The organism is Kosakonia sp. BYX6, from assembly GCF_038449125.1.
GTDB lineage: Bacteria > Pseudomonadota > Gammaproteobacteria > Enterobacterales > Enterobacteriaceae > Kosakonia > Kosakonia calanthes.
Genome location: NZ_CP151800.1, coordinates 1457320 through 1476979, shown reverse-complemented (window position 1 = coordinate 1476979; position 19660 = coordinate 1457320). Strand labels below are relative to the sequence as shown.

Annotated in this window: 18 protein-coding genes and 2 pseudogenes; 4 read left to right on the top strand and 16 right to left on the bottom strand. The window is 54.5% G+C overall.

Annotated features, from left to right (window positions below; translation table 11 throughout):
* The 7 genes from AAEY27_RS06920 to betC form a co-directional block, all read right to left on the bottom strand.
* Positions 1–870, bottom strand: a complete 870-nt coding sequence (locus AAEY27_RS06920; protein ID WP_342324164.1) for a DMT family transporter — start codon at positions 868–870, stop codon at positions 1–3.
* A 105-nt stretch (positions 871–975) separates the two neighbouring features.
* Entirely contained in the window at positions 976–2373 is a 1398-nt protein-coding gene (gene pheP, locus AAEY27_RS06915; RefSeq protein WP_342324162.1) for a phenylalanine transporter, read from the bottom strand.
* Positions 2374–2471: 98 nt separating this feature from the next.
* On the bottom strand, positions 2472–2732 hold the full coding sequence (locus AAEY27_RS06910) for a DUF2534 family protein (protein WP_342324161.1): 261 nt from the start codon (positions 2730–2732) through the stop codon (positions 2472–2474).
* Between the two features lie 165 nt (positions 2733–2897).
* The gene (locus tag AAEY27_RS06905) at positions 2898–5105 is read right to left on the bottom strand and encodes a TonB-dependent receptor (protein ID WP_425294659.1); all 2208 of its coding nucleotides are present in this window, start codon (positions 5103–5105) and stop codon (positions 2898–2900) included.
* Positions 5106–5158: 53 nt separating this feature from the next.
* Positions 5159–6247, bottom strand: a complete 1089-nt coding sequence (locus AAEY27_RS06900; RefSeq protein ID WP_342324158.1) for a YncE family protein — start codon at positions 6245–6247, stop codon at positions 5159–5161.
* A 327-nt stretch (positions 6248–6574) separates the two neighbouring features.
* Positions 6575–7507, bottom strand: coding sequence for a choline ABC transporter substrate-binding protein (choX, locus tag AAEY27_RS06895; protein ID WP_342324156.1), 933 nt, complete (start codon positions 7505–7507; stop codon positions 6575–6577).
* Between the two features lie 14 nt (positions 7508–7521).
* Positions 7522–9030 carry a choline-sulfatase gene (gene betC / locus AAEY27_RS06890; RefSeq protein ID WP_342325491.1) on the bottom strand — a complete coding sequence of 503 codons (1509 nt, stop codon included), beginning with the start codon at positions 9028–9030 and terminating at the stop codon, positions 7522–7524.
* Positions 9031–9168: 138 nt separating this feature from the next.
* On the opposite strand from betC, the gene AAEY27_RS06885 reads away from it, so the two are divergent.
* The 3 genes from AAEY27_RS06885 (at position 9169) to AAEY27_RS06875 (ending at position 11880) form a co-directional block, all read left to right on the top strand.
* Positions 9169–10098 (top strand): LysR substrate-binding domain-containing protein, encoded by a 930-nt coding sequence (locus tag AAEY27_RS06885; RefSeq protein ID WP_342324154.1) that lies wholly within the window; start codon positions 9169–9171, stop codon positions 10096–10098.
* A gap of 103 nt (positions 10099–10201) precedes the next feature.
* Positions 10202–11038 carry an ATP-binding cassette domain-containing protein gene (locus AAEY27_RS06880; RefSeq protein ID WP_342324153.1) on the top strand — a complete coding sequence of 279 codons (837 nt, stop codon included), beginning with the start codon at positions 10202–10204 and terminating at the stop codon, positions 11036–11038.
* A gap of 8 nt (positions 11039–11046) precedes the next feature.
* Positions 11047–11880, top strand: a complete 834-nt coding sequence (locus tag AAEY27_RS06875) for an ABC transporter permease (RefSeq protein ID WP_342324151.1) — start codon at positions 11047–11049, stop codon at positions 11878–11880.
* Positions 11881–11956: 76 nt separating this feature from the next.
* On the opposite strand, the gene AAEY27_RS06870 is transcribed toward AAEY27_RS06875, so the two are convergent.
* The 3 genes from AAEY27_RS06870 to AAEY27_RS06860 are packed head-to-tail and all read right to left on the bottom strand — an operon-like array spanning position 11957 to position 14659.
* Positions 11957–12823, bottom strand: coding sequence for an ABC transporter permease (locus AAEY27_RS06870; protein WP_342324149.1), 867 nt, complete (start codon positions 12821–12823; stop codon positions 11957–11959).
* Positions 12795–13637, bottom strand: a complete 843-nt coding sequence (locus tag AAEY27_RS06865; protein ID WP_342324148.1) for an ABC transporter ATP-binding protein — start codon at positions 13635–13637, stop codon at positions 12795–12797. Before AAEY27_RS06865 ends, AAEY27_RS06870 begins: the two co-directional genes overlap by 29 nt.
* A 14-nt stretch (positions 13638–13651) precedes the next feature.
* Complete coding sequence (locus AAEY27_RS06860; RefSeq protein ID WP_342324146.1) at positions 13652–14659, bottom strand: ABC transporter substrate-binding protein; 1008 nt, start codon at positions 14657–14659, stop codon at positions 13652–13654.
* Positions 14660–14882: 223 nt separating this feature from the next.
* On the opposite strand from AAEY27_RS06860, the gene AAEY27_RS06855 reads away from it, so the two are divergent.
* The gene (locus AAEY27_RS06855; protein WP_342324144.1) at positions 14883–15905 is read left to right on the top strand and encodes a malate/lactate/ureidoglycolate dehydrogenase; all 1023 of its coding nucleotides are present in this window, start codon (positions 14883–14885) and stop codon (positions 15903–15905) included.
* Positions 15906–16071: 166 nt separating this feature from the next.
* On the opposite strand, the pseudogene AAEY27_RS06850 reads toward AAEY27_RS06855, so the two are convergent.
* The 6 genes and pseudogenes from AAEY27_RS06850 to AAEY27_RS06825 form a co-directional block, all read right to left on the bottom strand.
* A pseudogene (locus AAEY27_RS06850) lies at positions 16072–16310 on the bottom strand (helix-turn-helix domain-containing protein).
* A pseudogene (locus tag AAEY27_RS06845) lies at positions 16310–16522 on the bottom strand (type II toxin-antitoxin system RelE/ParE family toxin); the annotation flags it as partial. The pseudogenes AAEY27_RS06845 and AAEY27_RS06850, both read right to left, overlap by 1 nt.
* Positions 16523–16665: 143 nt before the next feature.
* Entirely contained in the window at positions 16666–17427 is a 762-nt protein-coding gene (locus AAEY27_RS06840; RefSeq protein ID WP_342324142.1) for an amino acid ABC transporter ATP-binding protein, read from the bottom strand.
* Entirely contained in the window at positions 17420–18085 is a 666-nt protein-coding gene (locus AAEY27_RS06835) for an amino acid ABC transporter permease (RefSeq protein WP_342324141.1), read from the bottom strand. The genes AAEY27_RS06840 and AAEY27_RS06835 overlap by 8 nt, the downstream gene beginning before the upstream one ends.
* Positions 18086–18100: 15 nt before the next feature.
* Positions 18101–18742, bottom strand: coding sequence for an amino acid ABC transporter permease (locus AAEY27_RS06830; protein ID WP_342324140.1), 642 nt, complete (start codon positions 18740–18742; stop codon positions 18101–18103).
* Positions 18743–18798: 56 nt separating this feature from the next.
* Positions 18799–19647, bottom strand: coding sequence for a transporter substrate-binding domain-containing protein (locus AAEY27_RS06825; protein ID WP_342324139.1), 849 nt, complete (start codon positions 19645–19647; stop codon positions 18799–18801).
* Positions 19648–19660 lie beyond the last annotated feature (13 nt).

Sequence of the window (19660 nt, the reverse complement as noted above, 5' to 3'; positions counted from 1 at the left end):
CTATGGCTTTAACGGCAAGCGCACGATCATGCGCCAGCGGAACCAAATTTGCGCCAGCAAAATCAACACGCCGCCGAGGATTTTTTGCAGCGGCAGCCGTTCGCCGTACCAGATGGAGGCAGCGATCACCGTCAGCAAGGGTTCAAGCACCATAATGATGGCGGCGCTGGCGACGGCGGCATACTTTTGTCCCTGCAATTGCAGGGCAAAACGCAAACTGGTGGCGATGAAAATACTCGCCACCAGCCACATCAGGGTCGAAGAGGTAAACGGCTGCGTCCAGCTTTCAAACAGCGCGGAAATCGCCAGCCCGGCGATACCGGTGATGGCCAATTGCACCGTGGTCAGCGGCAGCAACGGCACTTCCCGGGCTACGCGGCTGGTGTAACAGAAATTGATCGACTGGACAAACGCGGTCAGCAAAAACCAACCCTGGCTGGCATGAAAGGTAATCGGCGTGTGCAGGCTCAGCAGCGCCAGCCCGACAATCGCCACCGGCAAACACTCCCAGTAAGCGCGCGCCGGGCGCACGTTCATCATGCCCCAGGCCACCAGCGGCACAAACAACATCGACAAACTCATGATAAACGCGCCTTCGCCCAGCGACGGCGTGGTAGAGACCGACCAAATCCACAGACAGAGATTGAGCGCCATCCACAGGCCGCTGATGATCACCTGGCGGATTTTTTCCAGCGGTATGCGCTGCCCACGGCAAAAAGGCAGCAACACCAGCGCGGCGCCAAAAAAGCGCAGCCCGAGAAAGGCAAATACTGGCATTCCGGCAATCGCTTCGCGCGAGAAAATCCAGCCGCAGGCGGCAATAAGCGTGGTCAGAACCAGAAGTAAATCGGCTTGTCGTTGCCGGGTCATAGCAAGGCTCCCAGAACAATAAAAACGCCAGCGCGGACGGCTGGCGTAATTGAATGTGACATGATGCCTGAAAGTTAAAGCATTCGCGCGGAAAATGTGTTGCCGTTATGCGCGTCGCGGTTTGCGGCGCAGCAGCTTGAACGCTATGAAGAGGAACACAATCCACACCGGCAGCAGCACCGCCGACAGACGCATATCTTCCATCGTGCACATCAACACCAAAATCAACATCATAAAGCCGATGCACAAGTAGTTGCCCACCGGAAAAATCAGCGCTTTGAACTGCGGATCGCGCCCTTTACGGCGCATCGCCGCACGGAATTTGAGGTGTGCCAGGGAGATCATGATCCAGTTCAGCAGCAGCGTCGCGACGACCAAAGCCATCAGCATGCCGAATGCTTTCTGCGGTAGCAGGTAGTTCACCAGTACCACCAGCGACGTGATTGCGGCGGAAAGGAACAGAGAATTGACCGGCACGCCACGGCGGCTAACGCGCGTCAGAAACGCCGGCGCATTCCCCTGCACTGACAGGCCAAACAGCATGCGGCTGTTGGAATAGACTCCGCTGTTATACACCGACAGCGACGCGACAAGAATCACAAAGTTCAGTGCAGAAGCCACCAGGTTGCTGTCCAGTTCGTGGAAAATCATCACAAATGGGCTACTGTTGGCTTTGACATCGATCCACGGATAGAGCGCCAGCAGCACCACTAATGAACCGATGTAAAACAGCAGAATGCGATAGACCACCTGGTTAACCGCTTTTGGAATGGTGGTTTGCGGCTCGCTGGCTTCCGCCGCGGTGATGCCAATCAATTCCAGGCCGCCGAAAGAGAACATGATCACCGCCAGCGACAGGATCAACCCATGCCAGCCGGTGGCGAAGAAACCGTTGTAGCGCCAAAGGTTATCGAAGCTGGCGCGTTCGCCGCCGTGGTCGGTAAACAACATCCACAGGCCAAAGCCGATCATGCCGATAATCGCCAGCACTTTGATCAGCGCAAACCAGAACTCAGTTTCGCCATACAGGCGCACGTTAACAAGGTTGATGGCGTTGATGATGACAAAGAAAGCGGCAGCCCAGATCCACGTAGGGACTTCCGGGAACCAGTACTGCATGTAGATGCCAGCGGCGGTCAGTTCCGCCATGCCTACCAGCACAAACATGGCCCAGTAATTCCAGCCGGAGAGGAAACCCGCAAACGGCCCCCAGTATTTATAGGCAAAATGGGAAAACGAACCGGATACCGGCTCTTCAACGACCATTTCGCCAAGCTGGCGCATAATTAGAAACGCGATAATCCCGGCAATGCCGTAGCCGAGTAATACAGCAGGTCCGGCCATCTGAATCGCTGGCCCGATGCCAAGGAAAAGCCCTGTGCCAATCGCACCGCCCAAGGCAATCAATTGGATATGACGGTTTTTCAATCCCCGTTGTAATGTCGGCGCTGCTCCCGACGCGGCCTCGGTGATGCTACCCGCGGCCTGTGACGCGTTTTTCACGTCCTTCCCCTTTGTGGTTTCAATCAAAGGGGCACCTTTTAACATCTCAGGTGAGGGCTGGCAAGAAACGAAACGGCAGGTAGCAACTTGAACGTGTATTAACCGCGATCGTCTTTCGGGCCGAGGAAGTAGAACGCAAAGGGCAACGAACCGATGATGGTAAACATCAGGCTATAAATGGCGACCCAGGCGCCTTGCATAATGAACATTGATGTCGTCCATGATTCCATCGGCAGGTTGTATTGATCTTCAACCCCTTCGAAAGTCACTTTCGAGATAACGCTAACGGCGATCAGAAAAACGATAATGACCGCGATAATGAATTTTTTGCCTTCGCGAGTGCGCAGTTTTTCCAGCATATAAACCTCCTGTCATGTGGATTTTCTGTGCCGGAAGTGTAACCGATCCGCTGCGTATTTGTTGAGCGTAATTGTATAGAAACGAAATGCCGTGCCCCATCGCCGGATGGCGGCTAACGCCTTATCCGGCAATCAAACATCCATACGCCATCCCTGGCACAGACCTTAGAAGTCGTAATTCATCGACACTTTCAGCTCACGACCATCACCCTGGTAAATATAGGTGCCGTTGTCTTCAACGCTGGCCCAATATCTTTTATTGGTGACGTTATCAACACCGACACGCCACACCATTTCGTTCTCCCCGGCATTCAGGTGCGTACGGTAACGCACGCCCAAATCCAGCGTGGTGTAACTGCTGAGTTTCTTGGTGTTGGCAGAGTTCGCATACTGCGAGCCGGTGTGGTTGATCTTCGCCGTCGCCGTCAGGCCATCAATCGGTTTGATGTCATATTCTGCGCCCAGTACCGAGTAGAAATTCGCCACACCGATCGGTTTTTTACCCTGGTTGACGCCATCTTCGGTTTTGGTCATCTCGGCATCGATCCAGGTCGCACTGCCGTTCAGACGCAGGCCAAGCATCGGTTCGCCAAAGAGACCCAGTTCAATACCGCGGTTACGCTGCTCGCCACTGAGTTCGTAAATGTTGGTATCGCTGTTTTGAATGGCGGACGGTTTCTTAATTTCAAACAGCGACAACGTACCGCCAACGCGACCAAAGTCGGTTTTCACGCCCACTTCATTCTGTTTAGAGTGCGCGATACCGGTGGTCTGATACTGGTTAGCCGCCCCTTCTGGCGCGGTGCTACCCGGTTGCAGCGCTTCGGTGTGGTTCGCGTAGAACGAAACCACTTCCCACGGTTTGTAAACCACGCCGTAGGTTGGCATCCAGCGATCTTCAATAAAGCGGGAAGTCCTGTCTTCCTCGCCGGTGGAGTTGCTGTAGCTGTGAACCCACACTTTCTGGTAACGCGCGCCCGCCGTGAACAGCAGCGTGTCATCCAGCACGCCCAGCGTATCGCTCAGCAACCAGCCCTGAGCGCGGTTGCGCCCGGTGGTCAGTGGGTCGGTGTAATTACCGCCAAAATAGGTGGTGTCCGGCATTGCGACAGCCGAGTTGTTATAGATGTTGACGCTTGGATTATTGGACGACATCCGCCAGGCTATTTTGTCCTGCTTGACGCTGGCGGAATAACCGACGTTCACTTTATGGGACACAAAACCGGTATTGAAGTTACCGCGCATCCCGGCCATACCGCTCCAGGAATCGCTGATACGGTTGGTATCAAGGCGGCCGATGGTCGCGTTACCGTCGGCGTCCGTCACTTTCGGCGCACCATAAACCCCCTCTTCATGAGAGTGTTGGCCACCGAAGGCCGCATAGGCGGTCCAGATATCGGTCAAATCGTACTCGGCACGCGCCAGCCCGAATTCGTTTTCAATATTGCTGTAAGCCCATTTCTGGCTGTAGTTCTTGCTGTTACTCGGCACGTCAGGAATGAAATCAATGGCGCTGACATTCACGCCCATGGAGCCGCCATGGAAGGTTTTCTTCTGGTAGCCGAGATCCAGCGAGCTGCGTAAGCGATCGCCGCGATAATCCAGGCCAATCGAGGCCGCGGTGGTACGACGCTTGTCGTCTTTTACCGTCGATTCCCCTTCACGATCCAGCAGGTTCACGCGCACGCCGAACTGGTTGTTATCGCCAAAACGACGGCCGACATCCAGCGAACCGCCCACTTGCGAACGGGAGGAGTAATCCACACCGACACGGGTAAGCGGCGTATCTTCCGCGTGTTTGGGTTCGAGGTTAATCATGCCGCCAACGCCGGAGGAGGCCGCGCCGTTCATCAGGGAGTTCGCCCCTTTGAAGATTTCCACGCGATCGAGCATTTGGGTGTCGACAACCTGGCGCGGCACAATACCGGCCAGGCCGCCCATCAGCATATCGTCGCCATCCAATTTGAAGCCACGAATACGGTACGTTTCCGCCATGTTGCCGTAACCCTGTCCCACCTGGACGCCGGCATCATTGCTGACCACATCGGCAATGGTTTTCGCCTGCTGATCCTGCACCATCTTCGACGTATAACCGATGACGTTAAACGGGACATCCATCGCTTTTTGTTCGCCAAGCATGCCAAGACGGCCGCCATAGGCAACTTGTCCATCAAGATAAGCCGGCACCAGCGCGTCGCCGCCGGGTTTGAAATCGCTGCCCGCGGTGGACTGCACAACGATGGTATCTTCTTTGGTCTGGCTGGTGTTGGTATCCGTCGTCGCTGCGTGTGCAGAATGGGCGGCAGCGCCAATAGCCAGCGCAAGCAAGGTCTTGCGCAAAGGTGAAGCGTTATTTTTGCTGTTATTCATCATCGACTCATGTATCGAAGTGTGTGGAAAAACGGCCCGTTACCGGGCCGGGTTGGTCACTTATTCAGACCGATGCGAACAACGCTGTCCGGTCCGTTGGTGGAGTGATCTTTGTTGAACGCCTGTTTCACGGTGACATACAGCGTCTGGCCGTCAGCAGAGAGCAGTAGGCTGTTCGGGTTCGGCGGCAGATCCCAGCGCTGTTTCACCGCGTAGCTGGTCGCATCAAGGCTCAGCACTTTGCCGGCTTCACGCTGTGTGATGTAAATTTCGTGGCGTTTCGGGTTGAATTTCACCGCCAGCGAATCGCCGACATCCAGTTGTTTCAGTACTTTGCCGCTGTGGATATCCAGCACCAGCGTGGTTTTAGCTTTGGAGTTATCGGTCACAAACAGGCGGCCGGTATCGTTATCTTCAGCAATATTCAGCAGCAGCGCAGGTTTGTCGCCGAGCGGTTTCCAGCGCTGTTCAATACGGTTGTTGCGCGGGTTCACCACGAGGATTTCACCGCCGCCGTTGGCGACGTACAGGCGTTGAGTTTGCTCAGACCAGTGCAGGCCGGTCACCCATTTGCCCGCGTTTTTAATGCGCGCTTTCACCTTCATGGTTTTCGCGTCAACCACCCAGACCAGCGCCGGATCGGCAACCGCGCCGACATACAGCGTGCCGTTGTGCAGCAGGATTTCGCGCGCGCCGTACGGTAATCCTTTTTCGTTGCGTTCAGTGAACAGAGTGCGGGACAACACTTTGCCGTTACTGGTGTCGATAGCGCTCACGCCACCGTCGAGGGAATTGGTGACATACACTGTTTTGCCATCCGGGGAGATCGCCATGCCGAAGTTTTTCAGATCGGTATGCGTCGCGCCGAGGGTTTTCAGCGTTGCCGGATCCAGTTTGTAGACCACCCCGCCCTGCACATCTTTGAAGCCTTCAGCGCTGGAAACATACAGTGCGTCGCCCTGCGGGCTGAGTGCCATTTCATACAGCCCGCTTGCCAGCTCGCGTTTTTGCACATTGGCTGGCAGTTGCGCAGCGGCAGGGGTTTGTGCCTGAACAGCAGATTGTGCTGACGTTGTGCTGTGCGCGCTGCAACCGGCCAGCGTCATCGCCGCCAGCAACGCCAGCGCGGAGGTTTTCATTTTCATCGGGAGGATCCTTTACCGTTAATGTCATCAAGTCTGACAAGCTGGCGCGTCATACATCAGGCGCGAGATAGTTTTGATGAGGGCGTAAAGCCCGGCGCAGCTCGTCACGGCTATTCAGTGTTCCGTGTAAGCGCTTACGCTTACTGTTATTGCGGGAAAAAATCCGTGCTGCGCCCACAAACACTAAAGAGAATGAGAACTATACTCATTCTTCTTATTCGATCAAGAACTATTGTTTCATTCTGCTGTCGCGGGAGAAGATGGACGTTAAGGAAGGGGAAACGAAGCCGGAAAAGGGAAGTTTTTCCGGCTTTTTGTCGCAGAAGATTACAGGCCGAGCGCTTTTTCCACCGCTGGCTGCGCGGGTTGACCTTCTCGCGTTGTCACGCCAGCAAGCCACCCTTTCAGCAATTCCGGGCGTTTTGCCAGTTCCGCTTTGGCGGCGGATTGCACATCTTCTTGTTTATCCAGCACGCGGGTAATCACCGCGTTTTCGAGCGGCACATCAAATTTCAGCTGGGTAAAAAAGCGGTTGATATTCGGGCAATTCGTCGAAAAATCTTTGCGTGTAACCGTATTCACCGTTGCGCTGCCGTAATTGGCACCGAAATACGCATCACCGCCGCTCAGGTACGTGAGTTTAAAGCGCGTGTTCATGGCGTGCGGCTCCCAGCCTAAAAAGACGATCCACTCCTTGCGATCCACCGCGCGCGTTACCTGCGCCAACATGCCGCTTTCGCTCGATTCCACCAATTGCCAGTTTTGCAGCCCGAAATCGTGTTTATCGAGCATCTTCTTCAAGTTCTGATTAGCGGGCGCACCGGGCGCGATGCCGTAAATCTTGTTGTGGAATTTCTCGGCGTATTTCTGCAAATCGGCGAAATCTTTCACGCCCGCCGCCGCGACATAATCCGGCACCGCCAGCGTAAAACGCGCGGCAGGCAGGTTAGCGCCGACCACGTTAATCGAGCCATCGGTAGTAAATTTGCTGATAACCGGTTCCTGCGCCGGCATCCAGTTACCGAGGAACACATCGACTTGCCCGGTTTTCAGCCCCTGAAAAGCCAGCGCCACGGAAAGGTTTTGCACTTTTTGCTGATAACCCAGCGCATTCAGCACCACGCCGGAAAGCGCGTTAGTGGCGGCGATATCCGTCCAGCCCGGATCGGACTGGATAACAGTTGCACAACGGGCATCGTCGGCAGCAAAACTGCTGAGTGAAAACCCGCTGGCAACCGCCAGCAGTAAGAGTTTGCTCACATTTATTTTCATCGTTATTTCCCAGCGGAGTGTTTTGAAGGTTGCGGATAACGGGCAAAAGCTTCCTGTTCATCCAGCGTTTGATGGTTACGGATATAGCGCTGTGAGGCGTCCAGATGCGGCTGAAAATCCCATTTCGGGATCGCGTCGCGCCCGGCAATACGTGTTAAAAAGCTGCGGCGTTTCTGGCTTGCCAGCACCTGCTCGCGCAGTGCCGGAAGATCCCAATGGCTCGCTACTTCCGCCGAGAATGCATCGGCAACCAATTGATGTTCCGCCTCCGTGGCGAGGTTTTGGCGTTCATGGGGATCGTTTGCAAGGTCGAAAAGCTGCGGCGCTTCGCTAAAGGAGTGGATGTATTTCCACGGGCCACGGCGAATCATCAGCATTGGGCCTAATGCGCCTTCAGCGAGGTATTCACTGAAAGCGCCGTCCGGCCCGACTTCACCGCGCAAATGCGGCACCAGGCTGTTGCCATCAAGGGGAGAAATGGCCTGTGGTTTACGATCTTCACCGCTCGCCAGTTCCACTAACGTGGGCAATAAATCCACCAGCGAAACGCTCTGCGTAATGCGCTTAGGCGCAAAACGCGCCGGGTTGTGCACAATAAAAGGAATGCGCACGGCGTTTTCGAAGAAGGTCATTTTGTACCACAGCCCGCGCTCGCCGAGCATTTCACCGTGATCGGCCACCACCAGCACCACCGTATTTTCGGCAAGGCCGGTCTCTTCCAGAGTTTTGACCACTTCGCCAAAGCAATCATCAACGTAGGCCATCGCGCCGTAATAGGCATGGCGGGCGCGACGCACGTGTTCATCGCTAATTAGCCCATCTTCCAGTTGATACATCGCCCGCAAACGTGCGGAATGCGCATCGTCTTCCACCTCTTCTTTTCGCGTGTGCGGCATATCAATATCCTCTTCGCGAAAACGATCGAGGTAACGGCGCGGAATGGCAAACGGATCGTGCGGGTGGGTCAGCGACAGCAGCAACATAAAGGGTTGATCCGCCGGGCGACGCGCGGCGTCATACAGCCGCTGACGTGCCAGAAACAGCGCTTCATCGTCAAAATCCAGTTGGTTAGTGCGCACGCACTCCCCGGCATCGAGCACCGAACTCATGTTGTGATACCAGTCGAGGCGGCGCTCCGGCTGTTCCCAGTCCGGCGTCCAGCCAAAATCCGCCGGGTAAATATCCGTGGTCAACCGCTCGTCGAAACCGTGCAGTTGATCCGGGCCGCAGAAATGCATTTTGCCAGAGAGCCAGGTGTGGTAGCCCTGTTCGCGTAAGTAATGGCAAAAGGTGGGCGAGTCAGCATGAAACTCCGCCGCATTGTCATACACGGCGTTGTTGGAGATAAATTGCCCAGTCATTAATGATGCCCGCGACGGTGCGCATAACGGGCTGTTGCAATAGGCGGATTCAAATACCACCCCTTCGTTGGCTAATTTATCAATATTCGGTGTCAGACTAACCTTATTACCATATGTTTTTAAGGCGCTGGCCGTTAATTGATCGGCCATAAGAATAACGATATTCGGTTTATTTATAAGCATGCGCCATCCAAAAATAAAATAATCGATTAAAACGTGTTAGGTTTATCTCACGCTTATTTAACCCTGTGAAGGGGTTATTTCTTTATCATGAAATAAGGTGGAGTTATGGCAGATAAATTACAGCTTCCTCCGCTACAGGCGCTGGTGGTATTTGAGGCGGCGGCGCGTTTGGGTAATTTCACCGCCGCTGGAAATGAACTCGGGCTTTCGCAACCGGCTGTCAGCCAGCGCATTCAAGCCCTTGAAAGTCGGCTGGATGCGCCGTTATTTGAGCGCCGCCATCGCGGGGTGCAATTAACCGAATCCGGCCACAGCCTGTACTTGATTGTGCGCAGCAGTTTGAACGATATCAGCGAGCAACTGGAGCGCACGCGGCGTAAGCGCAACGTGCTGCGCATCGATACCGATATGGGCTTTGCCAGCTACTGGCTGCTGCCGCGCATGGAGCGATTGCAGGCGCTGATCCCCGGCGTCGAAGTGCAGGTGACCACCTCGCCCAATGACTACAATTTTCGCGACAGTAACGCCGATTTAGCGATCTACTTTGGGCAGGGAAACTGGCCGGGAACCCAGACCCAGCGCCTGTTCCCGGAGATCGTCTTTCCGGTGTGCAATCAAGAAATCAAACAGAAAATCGACACTGATAATCGCGCAGAAAACCTGCTCAGTTACCCACTATTGAAACTGCCAGAAACCCGCCCGCAGCGTTGGTTAACCTGGGAGGACTGGTTTCGTCAGCACCCGATTTTTGGCCAAAGCCACAGCGCCTCGCGTACCTTTAATGCTTACTCATTGGTGATTCAGGCGGCGCTGGAAGGCCAGGGGATCGCACTCGGCTGGCAGCCGCTGATCGCCCCTTTTATCGCCAGCCAGCAACTGGTGCAGTGCGGCCCCTCACTGCGAACGGAACGGGGTTATTACCTTATTTCCGCCAGCCATAAACCGATTTCCGCCCAGCAGGATAAAATTAAAGCCTGGTTATTAGACGAAGCCTGGGGATTTCATGAACAAAGCGCATTGATTGCTGGAATTTAAATAAGCTAATGCAGAAAAAGCATATTCGTAAACTTAAAATTATTATTCCGCCTGCTACTTTTACGTTAGTGTGTGATGGCCCCTTATAAATAAAGTTGTGATTATGTCTCAGCCATTATTCGAATTACGCGCGGTAAATAAACATTATTATTCCGCACGCCAAAAACACTTTTTTTCCCGCCGGGAAAACAGCGCAACGGTAAACGCGCTGCAAGATATTAATTTGCAGATCTTTGCCGGTGAAATTTTTGTCATTGTCGGTTTATCTGGTTCAGGTAAATCCACCCTGCTGCGCACGCTTAATCACCTGATCCCCGCCAGCTCTGGCGATGTCGCCTTTCAGGGTCGTCCGCTGGCGGCATTGTCCGACAAGGAGCTGATCGGCCTGCGTCGCGAGCATATGAGCATGGTGTTTCAATCTTTTGCCCTGTTTGATGAACGCACCGTGCTGGAAAACGTCGCCTTTGGCCTGGAAGTGGCCGGTATCCCGCGTGAAGCGCGGGAAGCCAGGGCATTAACGATGCTGGAAAAAGTCGGGCTGGGAAATGTGGCAACACAATATCCGCACCAGCTTTCCGGCGGCATGCAGCAGCGTGTCGGGCTGGCGCGCGCGCTGGTTGTCGACCCGTCCGTTTTGCTGATGGATGAAGCATTTTCCGCGCTGGATCCGATTATTCGCCGCGAAATGCAGTCGTTGCTGCTGATGTTGCAGGCCGACTCGCAGCGCACCATTGTTTTTGTCACCCACGATATGGAAGAGGCGCTGCGCCTCGGTTCGCGCATCGCCATTATGGAAAAGGGCAAACTGGTGCAGGTGGGCAAACCGGAAGCGCTGATTAACGCCCCCGCTACCCCCTATGTGCGCCACTTCTTCTCCGGGGTGGATGTTTCACGCTGGCAACTGGCAGAAAACTACGCCGATATCTGGCCGACTCGTTAAGGAACACCATGGCTTATCCATTAGATTTTAGTCGGCAAATTGACGATGCCGTGCATGCGCTGCTGACCCACGCTGGCGGCCTGTTTGACGGTATCGCAAGGGGGATTGACCTGTTCGCCGGTGGGCTTGAAGCGGTGATTAGCGCGCTGTCGCCCTGGGGATTAGTCGTGCTGGCAGTCGTGCTGGGCGCCTGGCGTATCGGCAAGGGTTTCGCGCTGTTTGCGCTGCTCGCCACGCTGTACATCATTTATAGCGGTTACAGCGAACATGCGGCGATCACGCTGGCATTAACGCTCTCTTCCACCTTTTTCAGCCTGCTGTTCGGCATCCCGCTGGGCATCTGGAGCGCGCGGCGTGCGGCGGTTGGCAGCGTGGTGCGCACCCTGCTTGATTTTATGCAGACCATGCCGGCGTTTGTTTACCTGATCCCGGCCACCATTTTGTTTGGCCTCGGCCGCCCGCCGGGGATTTTCGCCACTATTTTGTTCTCCATGCCGCCAGTGGTACGTTTGACCGATTTAGGCATTCGCCAGGTTAATCAATCGCGGCTGGAAGCGGGCATCGCCTTTGGTTGTACGCCGTGGCAATTGCTGTGGAAGGTGCAGCTTCCGGCAGCACAGCCGTCAATTATGGCGGGGGTGAATCAGACCATCATGATGGCGATGTCGATGGTGATCATCGCTTCGATGGTCGGCGCAGGTGGGTTGGGAAACGATATTCTGAGCAGCATCCAGCAACTGGAAATCGGGCTCGGTTTGCAAAGCGGTATTGTGGTGGTGTTGATGGCGATTTTGCTGGATCGTTTGTCAGCGAGTTTCGCGCGGCGCCCCGCGCATCGATAGAGGTATTGTTACAGAACACCCGGTAAGCTGTAGGCCGGATAAGGCGTTGGCCGCCATCCGGCAAAACCATCCCAAATCAGCGCTGCATTCCCCAGCGCTTAATGGTTACTCGTTCAAGGCTTGAAAACACCACGCCTTCCACCAATAAACCGATGGCGATCACCGTCACCAGCCCGGCAAACACGCGGTCGGTAAACAGCTCATTGCGGTTCTGGAAAATATACCAACCCAGCCCACCCTCGCCGCTTGAGGCGCCAAAAACCAACTCTGCCGCGATCAAGGTGCGCCAGGCGAACGCCCAACCGATTTTCAACCCGGAGAGGATCGCCGGAAGCGACGCCGGGATCAAAATCGTCACCACATAACGCGGCCCGCTCAGGCCATAATTTCGCCCGGCCATCCGCAGCGTTTCCGGCACGCCACTAAAACCCGACCAGGTATTAAGGGCGATCGGCCACATCACCGAATGCACCAGCACAAAGATCAGGCTCGCATTACCCAGACCAAACCACAGCAGCGCCAGCGGCAACAGCGCAATAGCGGGCAGCGGGTTGAGCATGGCGGTCAGCGTGCTGAGCAAATCGCGGCCAAACTGTGTGGTCACCGCGAGTGCACTGGCAACCAGCGCCAGCACACTGCCAATCAGATACCCTTTCAGCAAAATACTCAGCGAGTTAACGATTTTCTCCGGCAACTCGCCGTTTTGCATATCTTCGCTAAATGCATGCCAGGTTTGCAGCACACCGGGCAGCATCAAATCGTTTTGCTGCACCCGCGACGCCACTTCCCACAGCGCCAACACCAGCAGCACAATCAGCGACTTGCGCAGCCAGGCCAGGTTCCATATCCGCTGGCTCCACGGCAGCGGCGTTTCAACCGCCACATTACGCAGCGGCGGCAGTTCGCGTTCAAATTCAGGACGAATGTACGGTGGCTGCGACATACGCAGGCTCCTGGTCAGAAGTTGAGGAGACGTCATTCCCGCTCGCCGGGAATAACAAATCGTGGATATGCTGTGCGGCATGCTGGAAAGCTTCGCCGCCAAAATCATTCAGCGTGAACGGGTGACAATTCAGCTCCGCCCTCACCCGCCCAGGATGCGGCGACAGCACCAAAATGCGGCTACCGACCACCAGCGCTTCTTCAATCGAGTGCGTAACAAACAGCAACGTAAAGCGCTCCTCTTCCCACAGCGCCAGCAACTCCTCCTGCATGGTGCGCCGGGTCAGCGCATCTAGCGCGGCGAAAGGTTCATCCATCAGCAAAATGCGCGGTTTCATCGCCAGCGCGCGGGCAATCGCCACGCGCTGTTTCATGCCGCCGGAGAGCATATGCGGCATCACATCGGCAAACTCCGCCAGCCCGACTTTATTGAGAAAATGCAGCGCCGTCTCTTTTGCCTCGGCACGACGGGCTTTGCGACTCGCCAGCAGCGGAAACATGACGTTTTCCAGCACCGTTTTCCACGGCGGCAACTGATCGAATTCCTGAAACACCATCATCCGTTCCGGGCCTGGGGCGGTGATCACTTCGCCTTGCAAGGTGATTTCTCCGCTGTGCGGCGTGAGAAAACCGCCCGCCGCTTTCAGCAGGCTGGATTTCCCGCAGCCGGACGGCCCGAGCAGAATAAAACGGTCGCCGGGCCAGACATCAAAACTGACATCATGGGTGGCGCGCACCTGGCGCTCGCGGGTGCGGTATTCAATGTCAACGTGGCTGACCTGCAACAGCGGCCCGTCGTTCTGATGCGTTGCCATTTTTACCTCCTGGTTTAGCTGCCTGGGTTTTCCCACGCTTCGTTGAAGAAGTAGTCCTTCCAGGAACCGGCTTTGTTTTTCAGCACGCCAAGCGCATGGAGTTTTTCGGCATAGACGCCGGTGCGCTGCGGGGAAACGGTAAAGCTGATTTCCGGATCGTTGACGATTTTTTGTACCAGCGGTAAGGGCAAACGGGATTTTTCGATGCGAATATAGGTTTCCGCTGCGGTGTTCTTATCGGCATTGATTAATTTCGCCGCTTCGCTCAACGCGCGATAAAACGCTTTATAGGTTTTCGGATTCTCGTCGTGGAATTTCTGCGTGGTGTAGAGAACATTAAAAGTGGCTTGTCCGCCTAATACATCATAAGAGCTCAGAATTTTATGCACGTTTTTATGTTCCAGGGCCTGGTACTGAAATGGCGGGCTGGAAAAATGGGTGGTAATTTCTGAGCCACCGGCAATTAACGCCGCGCTGGCATCCGGATGCGGCAGGCTGACACTGATATTATCGAAGCGTTTAAAATCGGCATCGCCATATAATTTGGCGGTTTCAATTTGTAATGTACGCGATTGAAAACCGACCCCCGCCGCCGGAACCGCAATTCTGTCTTTGTCGGTCAGATCTTTCACTGTTTTCACCGCAGGATTATTGCTCAGTAAATAGTTGGGCATCGATCCGAGCGAGGCGATGGCTTTCACATTCTGGCGGCCTTTGGTGCGATCCCACAGCGTCAACATTGGCGGCACGCCTGCGGCTGCGACATCCAGCGCGCCAGAGAGCAGTGCTTCATTCATCCCGGTCGCGCCGGAAATGGTGCGCCAGTCGACGGTAATATCCAGCCCCTCTTTTTTACCTTCTTTCTCAATAAGCTGCTGATCACGCACCACATCAAGAATCAAGTAACCAATACCAAATTGCTGCGCTATGCTAATTTTGCCTTCGGCAAACGCCGAATGCGTAACGCCATTTAAGGCAAAGAGTGCCAGCGCACCGGCGAGCGTTCGGTTTATTCTGTTCATGCCTGTCCCCCGTTTTTAATTTTCAAATGAAAATCATTGGCTGGCGGGGATAAAAAAAGAAATGATTTAATCTGCAATGCTTAGTGAATAATTAACTTAAGACTTTTGTCGCCGGTATTATTTAACGGGCGGGAAAGGATAGTTATTTTTAATGCTTATGTAACAAAAACATCCTCGTTATAGTCGAAAACTCCTCTTTATTATCCTTATGAGTACAAGGCCTATGCCGCTATTTTCACATCAGAAATTGCGTTCGCTGCTGCAACAGCATCTGGTGCGGGTTAACACCGCGCCAGAAATTGCGCAAAAAGTTGCCGACAATCTGGTCGAAGCGTCATTGAAAGGGCACGATTCCCACGGCGTGACGCTGCTGCCCCGTTACATTCGCGCCATTCTGGCGGGCGATCTAAAACCGAATGCCCAGCTTCGCACCGTGCGTGACGGGGCCGCGGTCATTTCGTTTGATGGCGATCACGGCTTTGGCCAGTTGCTTGGCGAGCAGGCAATGGCCGCTGGGATCGCACGCGTGCAGGCGTTTGGCGTGGCGATTGTCGGGTTGTCGAATTCCCACCATTTGGGGCGCATTGGCGCATGGGCGGAACAGGTTGCCGATGCCGGACTGGTGTCGATTCATTTTGCCAATGTTGCCGCGCCGTCGGCGGTGTTGCCGTTCGAGGGGTTACGCGCCCGGCTTGGCACTAACCCGTTTTGCGTCGGCATTCCATTACAGGGCAGGCCGCCGGTGGTGCTGGATTTCGCCACCAGCGCGATCGCCGGGAACAAAGCGCGTATCGCATGGAATGAAAGCCGCCCTATTCCAGAAGGCTGCGCGGTGGATGCCAACGGGCACCCGACTACCGATCCGGGCGTTTTGATGCGCGAACCGCGCGGCGCGTTATTGCCCTTCGGCGGCCACAAAGGCGCGGGGCTGTCGCTGATTTGCAGCCTGCTTGGCGCGGCGTTGACCGGTGGCGAAACCGAAAGCCATCAAATCCCGCCGCGCGCGGGCGTTATCAATAATATGTTGTCGATTCTTTTCGACCCGGCACGGCTGGGCGCAGGCGAAAGCTATCAGCAAGAATTACTGGCGCAGGTAGATTGGGTGCGCCACGCGCAAGAAGGCCGTGACGTGCAGATCCCCGGCGAGCCGGAAAGGCGGGCTTATACCCGCCGTGAACAGGAAGGCATTTCTATTGATGATGTGTCGTGGAATGAGTTTTTGGCGCTGGACGCATTAAGTCAGTGAAGTCGCACAAAATTTGGGGTTGATCGTAAAGATGATAAAGATTATCTTTCTCATTACCGAATAGTTGAGTCAATCACTCAGGTATTCGGTACGACATTGCTCACATTGCTTCCAGTATTAATTTGCCCGCCTTTAGTGCGGGCTTTTTTTTGTTTTTCGACCAGATTTACAGCGTGATTTGCGGATGCTTTATGCCACATGCTCGCGCATATCGCGCCAATGTTTCCAGGCTGGCTTTGATGACATTCGCTTCCATGCGGGAAACCGTCGGTGGCGTTACGCCGATGCGTTCAGCAACTTGCGCTCTGGTGAGACCGGCATGACGACGCCACTCTGCAAGCATTTCCTGAAGGCGTTCCTTGCGCTCCTGTGCCCATAAGCGGCCTGAACTTCAGGGTCGGACATCAATTCAGCCCGAACGCTTTCCCATGCGACACCTTTCGTGTTTTTTCATTGAGCATCTCCTTTAATCTTGCAAAAGCGAGCGTTATCTCACCGGACGGAGTTTTCTGCGTTTGCTTGATAAAAACTCTCAGCAGGTAGATATTTTTCCCTTTTTGATAAATGTAAAGCCCGCGAGCGATGTCCGTTCCCATCGTTCTGATTTCGAACAAGCCATACCGCGCTGTATAACGCGAAAAGAGGCGGGCGAAACCAGGTGGCGCTGCATGACGATTTCTTTCGCCCGCAGATGAAACACAACAGCGCCACGATGTTGTCGCGCTGATGCCCTCTCTTCCTGTGCCGAAAAAGAGGAAATTTAGCGGCTGGACTGCAAAAACTTGCGCACCCGATCTGAGTCCGGGTTGGTGAAGAACTTTTCCGGGGATGCTTGCTCAATCAGCAACCCCTTTTCCAGAAACACCACCTGATCGGAAACCTGGCGGGCAAACTCCATTTCGTGGGTGACCACCACCATTGTGTAGCCTTCGGCGGCCAGATCTTTCATTACGCCGAGCACTTCGTTCACCAGTTCTGGATCGAGCGCCGAGGTCGGTTCATCGAACAGGATCACTTCCGGCGACATCGCCAGCGAACGGGCAATCGCCACACGCTGTTTCTGCCCGCCGGAAAGCGTAATCGGGTAGACATCCGCTTTATGGCCCATGCCGACTTTTTCCAGTTGCCGACGCGCCGTTTCATTCGCCAGTTCACGCTTCATGCCTTTGACATGCACCAGCGCTTCGCTGACGTTTTGCTGCACCGTTAAATGCGGCCACAGGTTGAAGCTCTGAAACACCATGCCCACGCGCTCACGAATGTGCGAAAGATCTTTGTGCGACATCGCCTTGCCGGTTTTTTCATCCACGCCGATGCGCTGCCCGCTGATGCGCACTTCGCCGCGATCCGGTTGCTCCAGCCAGTTCATGCAACGCAACAATGTCGATTTACCGGAACCGGACGAACCGAGAATGCTGACCACCGTGCCCTTTTCCACCGTCAAATTGATGTCGCGCAGCACTTCGACGTTATCGAACTGCTTGGACAGATTTTTGATACTTACCGCGCTTGCTTCAGGCATGGGTCATTCCTCTTTTCGTACCGTAATGGCTCAACCGCTTAATCAGCAACTCCAGCAGAATGCTGACGCCCCAGTACAGCGCAATAGCGACAATAAAGGCGTTAAACGGAATAAAGTAGGTCGATTGCACACTATTGGCGGCGGCGGTGATCTCCTGCACGGTAATAATGCACAGAAACGCGGTGTCCTTCAGGCAAATAATCAACTGGTTACCCATCAGCGGCAGCGCTGATGAAACGATATTGGGCAGAATAATCCGCAGGAAAATTTTATAGCGCGAAAACCCTTGCGATACCGCAGCCTCAATATAACCGGCGGAAAATATACGCCGCTGGCTGCGCAATATTTCAAAGAAGTAGGCACCGTGATATATCACCAGCGACAATAAACCTGCTGTCCATGCTTCCATGCTAATGCCAATTTGCGGCAAGCCGTAATAAAGCAGGTACGCCAGAATTAAAAACGGCACCGCGCGCATCAGGCTAACGAAGGCAATAATCACCCGGTTAACAAAGCGGTTTTGATATTCCATGACGTAGCACAGAACCACGCCAATCAATAACCCCACCACGGCGGCGATAATAAACAGCTCAAGCGTCGCGATAAAGCCGTTAAAAAAGCTCTCGCGCGCCGCCCAGATAATTCCCCATTGACTCATAATTCCTCCGCCTTTTTATCGCGCCAGGCGCTTCGCTTTACGTTCCGCCACGCCCTGCAACTTCAACAACAGGCCGATAATAATGACGTACAACAACGCGGCGGCGAGGATCGGTGATAACGGTTCATAGGTCACCGAGGAAATACGGTTGGTGACACGCGTTAAATCCACCACGCCAATCACCGCAATCGCCGGGCTGCCTTTAATCAAAAACGACATTTCGTTGACCAGCGCAGGCAGGCTTTCAATCCACATTTGCGGCAGCATGATGTGCCGGAAATAGGTCCAGCGCCGCATGCCGACCGATTCCGCCGCTTCCCGCTGTTCACGCGGGAAATTGCGAAACGCGTTGCGCCAGATTTCCGCGTTAAACGCCGAGGTGTTCAGCGTCAGGGCGACAATCGCCGCCAGGGTTTTATCCAGATTGATGCCGAGCGTCGGCAGGGATAAAAACAGAAACAGCACCAGCGTCACCAGCGGCGTGGCCCGCGCGAGGCTGATATAGACCACCAGCACCTGGTCGACAAAGGGGATCTTCATCATGCGGATAAACGCGATAACCAGGCCGATGACCACCCCGAAGGCAATGGCCACGCCGGAGATCCAGAGGGTCGTCCATGCGCCTTCAATCAGTAACTGCCATGAGATTAAGTCCATGTGCCCTCCTGTTAACACGGGCGGCGGTTGCCCGCCGCGTTTTGCTTATAAACCAGTTAAATACCGGCCAATTTGTGGAACTGATCGGCGCTGGTGATCGGCTCTTTCGGCAGCGTGTAGGTTTCGCCAAACCATTTTTTCTGCAACTCCGCCAGCTTGCCGGTTTCGGTCAGGTGATTCATAAACCCGGTCATGAACTTCAGCAGTTCCGGCGAGTTTTTCGGGATCGGCCACGCCATGTAACCTGGACCAGAAACCGCCAGCCCTTTGGCAAACACTTTCGGTTTGGCTTTCACCAGATCGTTAACCGAGATAACCACGTTAATCACGTAATCGACGCGTTTGTTGGCAAGATCAGCATAGGCTTCCGGGTAGGATTGATATTCCACCACCGGGCCAAGTTTGCCGCCCTCTTTTTCGAGCATCGCTTTTAATTCCGGCAAACGTGCCAGCAATGCGCTGCCCGCCTGCACGCCGACTTTTTTACCGCTGAGTTCGGCAATGGTATTTAATCCCTTCTCATCGGCGCGCTTCACGAAATAATGCTGCGCGGAGGCCCATGGTGGCGTGAAATTAAATACGTTGAGACGTTCATCGGTAATCACCGCGCCGGTCAGCGCCATATCATATTGACCAGTTGAAACCGCGGCGAGTAAGCCGGTCCACGGCAAAATACTTTGGTTGATGTTGAATTTCGCATATTTGCGCAATTCTTCGAGCATGTCCTTATTGAAACCATCCGTCTGGCCGTTGTTCATAAAGTTAAACGGTGCGTAGTCATCTTCGGTCGCGACTTTCATCGTGCCGGTTTTTTCGATTTCAGGTAAATCCGCTGCTACTGCGTGTAAGGAAAATGCCAAAGAGATCATGGCCGCAAGACAATATTTGCCGAATACTTTTTTCATCTCTCTCCACCCT

Coding starts and splice junctions, on each gene's coding strand:
- AAEY27_RS06865 (WP_342324148.1), bottom strand. CDS start 13,637: ATGGCAACGCATCAGAACGACGGGCCGCTGTTGCAGGTCAGCCACGTT.
- AAEY27_RS06855 (WP_342324144.1), top strand. CDS start 14,883: ATGCCGCTATTTTCACATCAGAAATTGCGTTCGCTGCTGCAACAGCAT.
- AAEY27_RS06875 (WP_342324151.1), top strand. CDS start 11,047: ATGGCTTATCCATTAGATTTTAGTCGGCAAATTGACGATGCCGTGCAT.
- AAEY27_RS06880 (WP_342324153.1), top strand. CDS start 10,202: ATGTCTCAGCCATTATTCGAATTACGCGCGGTAAATAAACATTATTAT.
- AAEY27_RS06910 (WP_342324161.1), bottom strand. CDS start 2,732: ATGCTGGAAAAACTGCGCACTCGCGAAGGCAAAAAATTCATTATCGCG.
- AAEY27_RS06900 (WP_342324158.1), bottom strand. CDS start 6,247: ATGAAAATGAAAACCTCCGCGCTGGCGTTGCTGGCGGCGATGACGCTG.
- AAEY27_RS06830 (WP_342324140.1), bottom strand. CDS start 18,742: ATGGACTTAATCTCATGGCAGTTACTGATTGAAGGCGCATGGACGACC.
- AAEY27_RS06835 (WP_342324141.1), bottom strand. CDS start 18,085: ATGAGTCAATGGGGAATTATCTGGGCGGCGCGCGAGAGCTTTTTTAAC.
- AAEY27_RS06860 (WP_342324146.1), bottom strand. CDS start 14,659: ATGAACAGAATAAACCGAACGCTCGCCGGTGCGCTGGCACTCTTTGCC.
- AAEY27_RS06825 (WP_342324139.1), bottom strand. CDS start 19,647: ATGAAAAAAGTATTCGGCAAATATTGTCTTGCGGCCATGATCTCTTTG.
- AAEY27_RS06885 (WP_342324154.1), top strand. CDS start 9,169: ATGGCAGATAAATTACAGCTTCCTCCGCTACAGGCGCTGGTGGTATTT.
- betC (WP_342325491.1), bottom strand. CDS start 9,030: ATGGCCGATCAATTAACGGCCAGCGCCTTAAAAACATATGGTAATAAG.
- AAEY27_RS06870 (WP_342324149.1), bottom strand. CDS start 12,823: ATGTCGCAGCCACCGTACATTCGTCCTGAATTTGAACGCGAACTGCCG.
- AAEY27_RS06920 (WP_342324164.1), bottom strand. CDS start 870: ATGACCCGGCAACGACAAGCCGATTTACTTCTGGTTCTGACCACGCTT.
- AAEY27_RS06840 (WP_342324142.1), bottom strand. CDS start 17,427: ATGCCTGAAGCAAGCGCGGTAAGTATCAAAAATCTGTCCAAGCAGTTC.
- AAEY27_RS06905 (WP_425294659.1), bottom strand. CDS start 5,105: ATGATGAATAACAGCAAAAATAACGCTTCACCTTTGCGCAAGACCTTG.